Source organism: Actinacidiphila sp. DG2A-62, assembly GCF_035825295.1.
Lineage (GTDB): Bacteria > Actinomycetota > Actinomycetes > Streptomycetales > Streptomycetaceae > Actinacidiphila.
This window is the reverse complement of the sequence record NZ_JAYMGI010000001.1, coordinates 14435-26585: the sequence shown is the minus strand read 5'-3', so window position 1 is coordinate 26585 and position 12151 is coordinate 14435. Positions and strand designations below refer to the sequence as shown.

The window sequence follows — 12151 nt, the reverse complement described above, 5'->3', positions numbered from 1 at the left end:
CGATCACCGTGCTCTGGGATTTCAGCTACGGAAAGTGACAAGTGGGGGTGACATCTGAGATGTCACCGGCGCTTGTCACCTCCGCACGTTCGTGGCTGCGTGCCATGCTCGGCACCGGAAGGGCCAGCCAGCGCTGTGCGGGCGCTCCCCGGTTCGGGGCTGGCTGCGCCACATGCCGCGCACGGGGAAGGGGAGCCATGGCTGCTGACGAACGTCCCGACTGGGCACGCCGGATGGTTGAGGAGCGCGCCGCACGCGACTGGTCGCAGACCGACGCGGTACGCGCACTGATGGCCCGCCTCCCCGATGACCAGGAAGTCAGCGAGCATGACCTGCTGCGGCAGTGGAAGCGCTGGGAGGCGGGGGACGCGCAGCCGGTGAAGTACCGGTCGGCCATCGCTCAGACCTTCGGCACCACCACGGGTGCGTTCTTCCCCGAGCGCGGCCGCCGCGACGGGCGGGCGGAAGTGTTGCAGGTCAGCGGCATGGACACCGTGGACATCATCGCCCGTCTGCGGGCCTCCGACGTCGACACCGCGACGCTGGATGCACTGCGCATCACCGCGGACCGCTTGTGCTGCGAGTACGCCTACATGCCCGCTGACCAACTGCTCTTGGAGGGCAAGGCCTGGCTGGCGCGTGTCGTCGGTCTCCAGCACCAGCGGGTGAGCCTGGCGCAGCACCGCGAGATCATCGCGCTCGCTGGCAAGCTGTCGCTGTTGGTGGGCTGTGTGGAGTACGACTCGGGGCGGCCGCGGGACGCGGAGGCAACCCGGCAGGCCGCGCTGATGCTCGGCCAGGAGGCCGGGGAGCTGAGCGTGCAGGGGTGGGCGCACGAGATGCGTGCCTGGTTCGCGCTGACCCGGGGCGACTACCGCGGCGTCATCGCGGCCGCGGAGGCCGGCATCGCCGTGGCGCCGAACGAGAGCGTGGCCGCGCAGCTGTACGCGCAGCAGGCCAAGGCGTGGGCGCGGATAGGGGACCGGACGCAGACCGAGGTGGCGCTCGACAAGGGCCGCCAGCTGCTCGAGCGGCTGCCGTATCCGGAGAACATCGAGAACCACTTCGTGGTGGACCCGGGGAAGTACGACTTCTATCGGATGGACGCCCTGCGCAGGGTCGGCGAGAACCGCCTCGCGGAGCAGCTGGCCAGCGAGGTCATCCGGGCGAGCACGGACTTCGACGGGGCGGAGCGGGCGCCGATGCGCATCGCTGAGGCCCGGGTGACGCTGGGAGTCGTCGCGGCCCGGGAAGGCGACCTCGACACGGCGCTGGCGTTCGGGGAGCAGGCGCTGAGCGGAACCCGCCGCTCGCTGCCGTCGCTGGCAATGGTCGCGGCGGACCTCGGGCAGGTCCTCCAAGCCCAGTACGGTCACGCCGACGAGGCGCGCGAGTTCGTCGCTCACCTGCGAGAGCTACGAGGTGGCCAGTGACACCAGACCGGGCGGGGCTCTTCTCGTCGGAAATTTTTTCCGGCCCGAACGTCCCAGGTCAGAGCGCTGCAACGAGGGGTTTGCAAAGCAAATGGTTTGTAGCCACCGGCGCAGCCGCGCGCTACGGTCCGGGCTTGCCGTTGGATACCCACCTCGAGGTGTGTAGGCAAGCCGGCATCCACGGTCGTACGGTCGCGTTCTCGCGCATCGGAGGGGAGGTAGTGGGCGTGGTCAGCAACCCTGTCTCGTACGGCGGGACCTGGTGGAAGGTCAGTACGCGTCTGGCGGGACCAGGCGCGCCCGTTCGGCTCGGGCGGCCCGCACGCCTGGTCGCGGGCCCGAGGATGTTTCCCATGCCCGCACCTGTGGTGACGACACGTCATGCCCCCGCGCACGCTGCGTGTCGAGGGAACGGTAGGGTGACCCCGAACGTTGATCAAAAACGCAAAATGGAAGTGGCCCCGTCGACCGGCTTGGGGAAGCCGGGAGGGGCCACAGGGCCGAGGACCCGGCGAGGGGTCCAGAGCCAGTGCCGAGCACCCTTTATCGCGAAGGAGGGCGCCGACGTGATCAGGGTACCCGTACCCAGCGCCGACGACACCGCACCCCGCCGTGGGGCCAGCAGCCACAGGTTGCTGCCCCTTCGCCGGGGCGTTCGTGCTGTCCGAACGCAGAACATCCCGGTCTCCGCCTCTGGATTGAGGGGGCCGGGATGACCTAGGTCTGCGGGCGGCTTGGCCGCCCTGGCGTGACGAGCTGGACCCTCGCTCACGCCCACATGTCACCGGAGAGCTTGGCGGCTCTCCCGTGGTTCGCCGGTTGGCGCCGGTCGAACAGTTGATCTCTGCCGGAGATCCACGAAGCACCCGCGGGGCTTCGTCATGCCCTCATCCGTTGGAAGGAGGCGTCTGTCATTTTGCACGGGCACCGGTGGGTGCGCCAGTTCTGGCGTGCCCTGACTCTGTCGTTTCAGCCATCCGAGCGGCCTTGCCGCAGTTACACCGTGGCGGACATCACACGTTGTGGTGTCCCCGGGCCGGCCTGCGCGGCTGATCGAGATTCGTCGCTCACCGGCGTCACACCGTCGATCGCGGCGACACCTGTAGAGGGCGTGAGCACTCCTTCGTCCACAGGCGGGCCGCGCGCGGTCCGTAGTTCGCGTCCTCTATCCACAGGCGGCCTGGTCCACGGTCGCCGAATGATCTGTGCCCCGCTCGTGGCCCGGGTGGGCCGGTGAGTACCGCGGCGGCGATGGCCGCTGTGCGGGTTCCGTCGCCGCGCCGTCCCGGCCTGCCGGTCGGAGGCGCGGTCGACGCGCTGCCGGAGTTGTTCGTGCCGGAGGCGGAGCAGTGGCTGTCGGCGACGTCATCGCGGCTCGCGTGCGACAGCTACAGCTGGATGCAGGCGGTGCACTGGGTGGCGGGCAGCGGGCTGTACCTGCCAAGGCGGCACCACAAGTCCGGGCCGCGCTCGTTCGGCCCCACGACAGTCCGCGTTGCCCAGGAGCTGGCGAAGTTCCTCCAGCCCCGTCCCGGGATCGAGCTGCTGATGGCGCGCACGGGTCTGTGCAAGCGGTCGGTGGAGAACCACCTGCGGATGCTGCGGGAGACGGGCCTGCTGGTGTGGGTGTTCCAGGGCACCCGGGAGAAGGGCGGAGACCGGAAGGCGAGCGAGTTCGTGCTGATGGTGCCGCCGGCGTTCGACGCGGCGCTGGGGATCCGCACGGTGCAGCGGCATGAGGCGGCGCCGGACTACACGCGGGCGGTCGCCGGGATCGGTGAAGCGGGCCGGGCCTCGATGGCGACGCTGGCGAAGAAGGCCGCGCGGAAGGTCCGCAAGCCGAAGAAGAAGACGCTGTCGACGTCGGCGAAGGCCTCGCTGCCGGCACCGGAGCAGGATGCGACTGAGGCCGGGAACAGCCGCCAGGAGGCGGTCTCGGGCGCGGATTCGGGCGATAGCCGTTGCACCCCAATGCAGGGTGGTTCCTCAACTGTCTCCACTGCCGGTAGTACCCCTGATCCCTCTGAGGACAAGCTCGCAAGCGGGCAGCGCAAGTCGTCCCACCCGAAGAAGGCCAAGCGCGGGCCGCGAAAGCGCAACAAGACCGGGCAGCGGTTCTCCCTGGCCGGAGAGCTGATGCGGCGAGTGCCGTGGCTGCGCCCGGCCGACAAGGCCCGGATCGCGTGGGTGGTCGGCGAGGTCTCCGACGCCGGCTGGAGCGCCGATGAGGTCCTGGCGGCCCTGGACCTGCGGCAGGAGCCGCCCGGCGGCATACGGCGCGCCTCAGGGTTCCTCGCGGCCCGGCTGCGCGGCATGGCCGCCATGCCCGGCTGGACCACCCGCCAGCAGCGCCAGATGCAGGTCGACCACCGCAACGCCGCCGTGGACGCCGCCCGTAAGGACCGCATCACGCAGGTCCGCGACCGGCAGGAACGCAACGAGGGCACCTGGCGAGCACCAGCAGCTGCCGGCGTGCGACGCATGGTCGACGCCGCAGTGGACGACCTCCGCAGGCACGAGCTGCGCCAGCACCCCGTTCTCGCGGAGATCCGCGACGACGACGCTCCGGCCGCCCTGTCCGACCTGGAGCAGCTCAGCAGGGGCGAGGTGGCCGACCTGCGTGCCGCAGCCCAGGCCAACCCCGCACTGATCACCTGGGCCGTCGAAGAGGCCGGCGAGGCCTACGCCCGGCGCCTGTACAGCAACGTCCTGGTCGACCAGGTCCTCAACCCCGTCCGCAGCACCCTCGTTGCTCCCTACCGGCCCGGGAGGACGACATGACCACCACCACCGGCGTGGCCACCACCGAGCCGAGCCTGCCGGCCGGACCACCCGCCGGACCGCCAGCGGAAGAAGCGGGAGCCGCCTCGGGCGCGGACCTTGCCCGCAGGGCCTTGCAGGCTGCCCGGTTGGCGGCAAAGAACCGGGGCGCCGCACCGGCCAAGCCCGGCGGCGCCCGGGTCCGCAAGAGGACGCCGCGCGGTGACGGCCGCGAGCCGCTGTCGTTCGCGGCCGCACTCGCCGCGCTCATGGAATCACGCGGCTGGCAGGCCCCCGCCGCCGGCGGAACCCTGGCCGACCGCTGGCCCGACATCGCCCCCGAACTCGCCGGCCACGTCCGCATCGGCCGCTTCGACGCACCGACCGGGGCCCTGGACCTGGTGCCGTCGTCCCCGGCCTACGCCACCCAACTCCGCCTGCACAGCGGCACCCTGATCAAGCGGATCAACACCGCGCTGCACGACCCCTCGCAGCGACAGCAAGGCGACCGGCAGTCAGGGCCGGTGCACTCCCTGCGGATCCTGGCCCCCGGCAGCGGGCAGAACCTCCCCGACCCGCGGGCCGCCGCGCCTGCGGGCCAGCCGCCGGAAGCCGGGCCGGTGCGCACCCGCGAGGACGCCTCCGGCGGCTACCGGCAGGCGCTCGCCGCCCACCAGGCCGCCAAGGCGGAGCAGAACGACCGGCTCGCCCCGGCGGTCCGCGCCGCGATCGAGCGACAGGACCAGGCCCTGCGGAACGGCCGTGAGCCGGAAGGAGCCTTCCGCGACGGGCAGGCCGCCCTCGAGGAACTGCGCGCCCGCGCGGCCCGGCAGACCTCGCCGGACCACACCCGGGCCCGGGCCCTGCAACGCCTCGCCGCCGAACGCGCCGGACGTGTCTCTGCAGTTCCGGCCGCCGCGGATGTCCGGCGTACGGCGTGAGCTGCCGGCTCACCTGCCCGGCGCCGCCGGGGCTACCCGGCCGTGGAGGTCGGCATGGTGGTCGATGCCGGGGTAGGGACGGCGGGCGCTGTCGCCGGGGCGAGCGGGGCGGGCGGCGCCTGCCCGGTCACGGAGACGGTGCTGGCGAGAGCGGCTAGAGCCCGCCGGCGGCGGCCGCGGCCGCAACGGCGTTGGCCAAGCGCTCGCCGCGCGATGTGCCGGCGCCGGTACCGTTCGCGGCCGCGGGCGGGGTTCCGCGGTAAACGAGCACGCCGATGCCTATGGCGACGGCGATGACGGCAGCCGCCAGGCCGCCGATGTGTACGGTCAACTCCAAGGCCCTTTCGGGTCCGGGGCCTGTCCGCCGGGATCTGGCGGGTCACGACGGAAAGGCCCGTCCTTCCGGGCCGACAAGGCGAAGGCCCGGCACATCCCTCGCAGGGAAGCCGGGCCCGTACAGCACGAGTCGCCGGGCCCAACTCTCCATTGAGGAAGGTGATCGGGCCCTCCGCCCTTCTACCGGTCTCCGACCGCAGCCAGCAAACCGACCTTCGGTACGGTTCTGGGAGATACGGCATCTATCCTTCGCTTCAATTCAAACTGTGTACTTCCCGTCCCTTGTGAGCAGGCGGCCACCCCCCGAGCGCCTGCTCGGCAGAGGGTGGTTGGCGTGGGAGAACAGCCGTGACGCCGCGCCGCCGCGCCCCGCCCGGCGAGCACCGCCAGGGGCACGTCGACGTCGCCGACGGGCCAGCCGGTGATCGTGCGGCGGAGCTGACTGCATCGGCTCCGCCGCGGGCGGCAGGGGGATACGGTCGCTGGGAACGGTCGACAGGAAGGGGCGGGCGTGCAGGACTTCTTCGCAGCAGTGGAGGCCCGGGAGCATCCGTGGCCGGCCGGCAGGCGCGACTTGCACTGGCATCTGCTGCCGCCCTCGGTGGAGCAGGCCCGCAAGCTCCTGCTCGACGACTTCGGCGAGCTGCTGCGGGCCCCCGGGCTCGAGGCGGTGCCGCCACGGTGGCTGCACACGACCGTGCTGCACTCCGGGCCGCGCGACAGCGTCACCGATCAGGAGATCGACGCCATCGTGCAGGAAGTCCGCGAGGCGACGGCCGGCGAGCAGCCGGTGGAGCTGGTCTTCGACCGGCCGACGATCGGCACGGTCGCGATCAGCCGCCCGGGCCGGCCGGGCGAAGCCGCCCGGCGGCTGTGGGAGGCGACCTGGAGAGCGACGCAGCGGGTGGTCGGCGACCGCTGGCCGCTGATCCCGGAGGTCTACCACCCGCACATCACGATCGCCTACGCCGGCAGCGCAGCCGGCACCGCGGACCGCGCCATCCTCAAAGCCGAACTCTCCGACACAACCGGCGAGGAGGCCAGGATCGTCTTCCCGGCCCTGACGCTGGTGGAGCAGTGGCACACCCACCACAGGATCGTGTGGCAGCCCCTTGCCACCGTGCCGCTGGGAACCCCGCCCGCCGCCCTCTGAGCTGCGCGGCGGCTGCCGCCTCCAGTTCCTCCTGCCCCTCCTGGAGTTGGCGTCGGGCGGCGTCGGCGCGCTCCTGCCGTCCCGCGGTCGGCATGAGCCACAGTCGACGCAGCTCACAGCCCGAGCGTGGTCTGCGACCACGACCCCGCCGGAGACACCGCGGCAGCGGCGCGGGTTGTGGCCACCCGTCGCGACAGCGTCAGCTTTGGCGGGAAATGGCCGGGTGGGACTGGTCATGTGCGCTGTTCGCCCACCTCCGCAGGGACACAGCGAGACCATGGGACGTCACCGTACGCATCCTGGAGGGCACATGATCAAGACTCTGCTTGAACAATGGAAAGCCGATAAGGAGCAGAAGCGAAAGATCCAGGCTGAGAAATGGGAGCAGGAGAAAGCTTGGAGGGAGGAGGACCGCAGGGCGAAACTCCAAAAGGAGGCCGAGCAGGAACAGGTCGCGCAGCAGAAGCAGCAGGAGAAAGAGGAGGAGAAGGCCAGGCGGGAGGAGACCTACGGGTACCTCTTCCGCGCCCACCTTGAGGTGATGGACAAGGCCGCCACCGTCTCGTACGTGTCGCTGACCTGCCACGAAGACACGTGGGCCTTCCTTGCCCGCAGGGCCTTCGGCGCCTGGTCGCCGGAATGGCTCACCAGTGTTCCGCGGGACGAGTCAGGTCTCAGTGGGCCGGACAAGAAGGAGAACCTCTTCAAGAAGGACCCCAACCTGGCGCCAGGACGCATCGTCAAGCTAGACAACGGCATGCAGACGGTAGACGTATCCGGCGACAATCTCGTCACCATCCTTGAAGAGCTCTGGAACGGCGCATGGGGGAACAGGAACGCGTATCTGGCGCTTATGGACACTGACCCGAACCGCAGAGCGTGCGGCCCGCTGTACAAGCGGTTCGAGACATGGCTCCATGAGCTTGACGCCGACAGCGTCAGCGAGCCGGGGCACACCCTTGTGCTTGACGAGCGGGTCGACGCCGGGCAGGCCACACCCTCCATCTGAGCCCCACTGTGGATCACCCCCCGCGGAGAAGACCGCGATGAGCAAGATTCTCGGCGGCTGCCACGACCAGGTGCTGCCCACCGAGACCAGCCCCGAGGTCGCCCTGAAGCCCTGACCGAGCCGAACAGCCGGCGGCAGTCAGCGGAGACGGCGCAGTTGCTGGTCGGCCTGCCGGGCGTCCTTGCTCGCCTGGTCGGCGGCCTGGCGGGCTTGGGCCTCGCGGTCGGTGGCCTGGTCCAGGTGCTGCTGCGCGCCGGCGGCCGCGCCCCGCGCGTCCTCGAGTCGCTGCTCGAGGTCGGCCAGCTCCTGGCGGGCCCGGTCGTGGGCGCCGCGCGCGTCCTCCACCGCGGCGCCGGCCGACTCCAGTTCCTCCTGGGCCTCCTGGAGGTGGCGTCGGGCGGCGTCGGCGCGCTCCTGCGCGGCGGCGCGCCGTTCCTCCCGTGCGCGGGCCCGGGCCTGCTCACGCTCGTGTGCCCGACCGGCGCGGGCGCCGCGGGCCGGGCTCTTCGCGGCCGCCGTGTCGCGGCGCTCGCGGTCGGTGGCTCCACCGGCTCCACCGGCTCCACCGGCTCCACCGGCTCGGTCACGGCGGCCGCGGCCGCCGTCGCGGTGGGGTCCGGGGGTGGGCAGGCTGGTGGGCGGGGTGAGTGCGGTGTGCAGGCGCCCTTCGGCGAGTTGGCGTGCGGCGTCCGGGTCGGTGAGCGCGGCGCGCAGCGTGGACTCGATCTCGCGCAGCACTGTGTCGCTGATCCGCCCGCCAGCCTCGCGGGCTTGGCGGGCGGCCTGGCGGGCCAGGGCGGAGATCACCTGCCCCTGCTGCGCCCCGAGCGCCCGGATCGCCTCGGGGTCCAGGTCCTCGTACGCGCGCCGCAGCTGCTCGCCCAACTCCAGGAACTGCGCGGTCTGGTCGGGTTGTCGGTGGGCCAGGAGGTTGCAGGCCCACGCGGCCAGGGTGGGGCGGCGAAGCGCCCGCAGCCGGGAGACCGCCTGCCCGTCCCCGGCCGCCCGCGCGGCGGCGACTTGCTCGTTGCGGGCGGCGGTGAAATCGCCCGGCGCGGTGGTGACGAGCCGGTCGATGACCGCGTTCACGTCCATGCCGCTGTCCATGCCGCTGGCGTCGCCGCGGCTGCCCCGGCCAGCGCCGGTCTTCGTGCGGCGGCTACGCGGCGGCACTGCGGCGAGTCTTCGGCGGGGCAGGCCGGCTCGAAGCCGGTGCTGCAGGCGCGGGCGACGGAGTGCACCACTCCAGCGTGCGACACGGCGTACCGGCCTCGCCCTCGGTGTTCGGCGTGGCGGCGCGGGTTCAGCCCCAGGGAGCAGCCACCCGTCGGGTAGCGAGTCCGCCGGCGTCCCTGGCTACTGATCGGTGGAGGCTGCGTCCTTGCCGACCCGGCGGCCGGTGACGCGCCCCTTGGCGATCTGGTCGACACGGGCCGTTGACATGCCGGTCCGCTCTCCGACCTCGCGCAGGGTGAGGGTCTCGCGCAGCGTGCGCACATCGGCCTCACGTGCCGCCTTGAGTTCGGGGTTCGCTTCCTTGACGACTCCGAGGATGCCGGTGATGGCGCGGGCCCGCTCCGAAGGATCGCGGAGGGCGAGGGCCTGTTCGACGGCGGCCTTGACGAGAGCGGCGGGCTCGGTCTGCGAGGTGTCCATACCGGGATTCTAGAGGTCTCCAAGATTCTTTTCTAGAGGTCTTGACGAGTCTTCTAGGGGTCTATAAATTGGTTGATGTCAGCAGGGACCATGACAAATCAACAGAGAGCAGGTCGATATGACCGCCAATCAGGATGCGACCCAGCGGTTCCACATCGAGAAGCGCGAGGGCCAGGACTGGACCGTCGTCCACACCGCCTCCAACCTGGCTGCAACCAGGCTCATCAGCAGCAAGGTCAAGGCCCGGCAGTGGATGAAGGTGACGGAGGTCCTGCCCGTCGACTGGGACCGTCCGGCAGACGAGCTGAAAGGGGACACCACACTTCTTCAGACGCTCGGCAGGCTGCAGGAGATGGTCAACATCCAAAGGCACGGGCGCAGGGCCATCGCGTAGACCAGGCTGTGGTCCCTCCCGAAGGAAGCGGGAGGGACCACGGCCATCGGACCCTACTGGCCCATCGACACACCAGTACAGCCCGCCCTCGCTCAGCGAGGGCGGGCTGCTTCGCGTCGACGGCCCTCGACTTGCGCGGCGGTTGCTGATGTGTGATCTATGTGTGATCTATGTGTGATCCATGTGTGATTCGTGATAGGGTACGACATGGAGGTGAGCCCTTTGCCCACTGAGAACGAGCTGTTCAGTGCGGTTGATGCGCTGCTGGAACAGGTCCCGTCCGATGCCTTGCCGCCACCTGCTGAGCGCCGGCGGCTGCGGGAGGCCGCGGGGCTGAGTCAGGCCCAGATCGCCACCGTTCTGGGGACGCGCCGTGAGGCGGTGGGGAGTTGGGAGGCGGGGCAGCGGGAGCCGCGGCCGCCGCAGCGCGCTGCCTACGCGCGGCTGCTCGAAGGCCTCGCTGCACGTTTCCCCGCGGCGCCGGCCGACGCGCCCCGGCAGGCGCCGGAAGCGCGACCACTGCCCACAGGGCCCGCGGCCGACGCTGCGGCGATGACGGCCCACGAGAACGCCCAGCAGGCCGCCACGCCCGCCCCCGCTGCTGCTTCGGCCGCCGCGTCGCGCCCGGCGACCGCCACCGGGAGCACGACCAGGAGCACGTCTGCGTCGCGCCGCCCGGCCGCGAAGAAGGCGACCGCGAAGAAGGCCGCGGCCGCGCCGTCGTCGGCGGCTGCGGTGGATCCGCGGTTCGCGCACGGTCCGCTCGGTGTGCTGGACGGCGACGGCTCCTTGTACTGCGCGGGCGGCCTGGTGCTGGAGTGCCCGGCGAAGTCGGTGCCGGAGTTGGTGGAGTGGACGCTGGCCGAAGCGAAGCTCGGCGCGAGCCGGCTGCACCGGTCGGGGAAGGACTCCGACCCGCTGATCGTCCTCACCACCGCGGCCGCCGCGCGGCTGGGGCTGCCGGAGCGCCTGGAGGACTGCCGCGCGATGCGGCTGCCGGAGGACCACAAGGTCGTCAAGCAGATCACGAAGGCGAAGTGGCAGTTGACCCGGCGCGGGTTCGGCCCGTGGGCCCGGATCTACCGCCCGGCCAGGGGCAGTGAGCGGCAGTGCGTGCAGCTCGCCGTCCTGCCGTGGGACGCCCTGGACGCCCGCGCGTGGGGCGACGCCGACCAGCTGCCGCCGGCGGAGCTCGCCCGTGTGCTGACCGCCTACGCCTCGAGGGTGCTGACCCCGCGCGGCTCCACCGCGGTCGCCGGCCTGGAGCTGATGACGGCGCTGCGGCCGCCGACCCGCGCCGTCCGGGACGAGGCGACCGACACGTGGGTGTCCGGGCCGGTGCCCGGCTCACTCACCACGGCGGTGGACCCGGCGCCGCCGGAGGCCCCCGACGAACACCCCGTCGTCGCGGCGCTGTTCCCCCGCACCCACGAGCGGACCCCGGCCGAGGTCCTCGATGAGGAAGCGTTCGACTGGATCCGAGAGCCGGAGCTGCTCACCGATGCCGAGTGCGGCAAGCCGTTCGCGGTCGGCGTCGATGTGAACACCGCGTTCCTCGCGGCCGCGAACCGGTTGATGGTCGGTCTCGGGGCGCCGGAGCACGTGAAGGCGCCGCGGTTCGACAAGACCGTCCCGGGGTCGTGGCTGGTGGATCTGTCCGGGATCGAGCTGGACCCGCGTCTGCCGTCGCCGTTCACGCCGCACGGCCGCCGGCCGACCGGCCCGGCCTGGTACGCCACGCCGACCGTCGCCTACGCGGTCGAGCTGATCGAGCAGTTCCGGCTGCCGGTGGAGCTCCGCCCGCTCGAGGCGTACCTGCGGCGCGACGCGAGCCCGTACCTGGATCCCTGGTACAAGCACCTCGCGGAGGCGTACAAGGCCACCATGGCCGACCTCGGGGTGACCGCCGACCTGACGCCCGCGGCGTTCCTGGACGCGATGGCCGGCCACAAGGCCAGTGACCCGGGCATGGCGGCGGTGCTGTCGGCGATCAAGTCCACAGTGAAGGGCGGCATCGGCAAGCTGCGCGAGCGCCCGCAGGGCACGAACTACCGGCCGGGCGAGCGGTGGCCCGCGTTGGAGCGCCCGACCTGGCGGCCCGACATCCGCGCGGCGGTGATCTCGGCGGCCCGGGTCAACATGCACCGCAAGCTGGTGAAGACCGCGCTGGCGACGCAAGGCCAGCCCGCGCCGACCGGCTCGCTGGTGTTCGACCAGGACGCGCTGCTGCCGATCGCGCTGCTGTCGGACTGCGTCGTCTACCCCTCGCCGGGTCCGTCGCCGCTGGACGTCCTGCCCTACGACCCGGCCGGGAAGCCGGCGCCGGGCACGTTCCGGCTCGGCGTCTCGCCGGGGATGGTCAAGCACGAGGGAACGCAACCGCTGTTCTGGGCTGTGGAGCTCCTGGAGCAGCAGCACAACCCGGCCCGGCACATCAAAGGCGACGGCGCGCTGGACGACGGGGAGTAG

General features: G+C 71.7%; 10 protein-coding genes. 7 read left to right on the top strand and 3 right to left on the bottom strand.

Features of this window, described 5'->3' with window-relative positions; translation table 11 throughout:
• The first annotated feature begins 197 nt into the window (after positions 1-197).
• The 3 genes from VSR01_RS00165 (at position 198) to VSR01_RS00155 (ending at position 5134) form a co-directional block, all read left to right on the top strand.
• The gene (locus VSR01_RS00165; protein ID WP_326447251.1) at positions 198-1433 is read left to right on the top strand and encodes a tetratricopeptide repeat protein; all 1236 of its coding nucleotides are present in this window, start codon (positions 198-200) and stop codon (positions 1431-1433) included.
• Between the two features lie 1251 nt (positions 1434-2684).
• Complete coding sequence (locus tag VSR01_RS00160) at positions 2685-4214, top strand: transcriptional regulator (protein WP_326447250.1); 1530 nt, start codon at positions 2685-2687, stop codon at positions 4212-4214.
• The gene (locus tag VSR01_RS00155) at positions 4211-5134 is read left to right on the top strand and encodes a DUF721 domain-containing protein (RefSeq protein ID WP_326447249.1); all 924 of its coding nucleotides are present in this window, start codon (positions 4211-4213) and stop codon (positions 5132-5134) included. The genes VSR01_RS00160 and VSR01_RS00155 overlap by 4 nt, the downstream gene beginning before the upstream one ends.
• Positions 5135-5288: 154 nt before the next feature.
• Here VSR01_RS00155 and VSR01_RS00150 read toward each other — a convergent pair whose 3' ends face one another.
• A complete protein-coding gene (locus tag VSR01_RS00150; protein WP_326447248.1) occupies positions 5289-5465 on the bottom strand; it encodes a hypothetical protein in 177 nt (58 codons plus the stop codon).
• Positions 5466-5981: 516 nt separating this feature from the next.
• On the opposite strand from VSR01_RS00150, the gene VSR01_RS00145 reads away from it, so the two are divergent.
• Positions 5982-6623 carry a 2'-5' RNA ligase family protein gene (locus tag VSR01_RS00145; RefSeq protein WP_326447247.1) on the top strand — a complete coding sequence of 214 codons (642 nt, stop codon included), beginning with the start codon at positions 5982-5984 and terminating at the stop codon, positions 6621-6623.
• Positions 6624-6933: 310 nt separating this feature from the next.
• Positions 6934-7632, top strand: a complete 699-nt coding sequence (locus tag VSR01_RS00140; protein WP_326447246.1) for a hypothetical protein — start codon at positions 6934-6936, stop codon at positions 7630-7632.
• Positions 7633-7770: 138 nt separating this feature from the next.
• Here the strand turns inward: VSR01_RS00140 and VSR01_RS00135 are convergent, their stop codons facing one another.
• Together VSR01_RS00135 and VSR01_RS00130 are read right to left on the bottom strand one after the other, a co-directional pair.
• Positions 7771-8739: a hypothetical protein gene (locus tag VSR01_RS00135; RefSeq protein WP_326447245.1), complete on the bottom strand. Its 969-nt coding sequence runs from the start codon at positions 8737-8739 to the stop codon at positions 7771-7773.
• Positions 8740-8988: 249 nt separating this feature from the next.
• A complete protein-coding gene (locus VSR01_RS00130) occupies positions 8989-9288 on the bottom strand; it encodes a hypothetical protein (protein ID WP_326447244.1) in 300 nt (99 codons plus the stop codon).
• 118 nt (positions 9289-9406) lie between these two features.
• Between VSR01_RS00130 and VSR01_RS00125 the strand changes: the two genes are divergently transcribed.
• Together VSR01_RS00125 and tap are read left to right on the top strand one after the other, a co-directional pair.
• A complete protein-coding gene (locus VSR01_RS00125) occupies positions 9407-9682 on the top strand; it encodes a hypothetical protein (protein ID WP_326447243.1) in 276 nt (91 codons plus the stop codon).
• Between the two features lie 222 nt (positions 9683-9904).
• Entirely contained in the window at positions 9905-12151 is a 2247-nt protein-coding gene (gene tap / locus VSR01_RS00120) for a telomere-associated protein Tap (RefSeq protein ID WP_326447242.1), read from the top strand.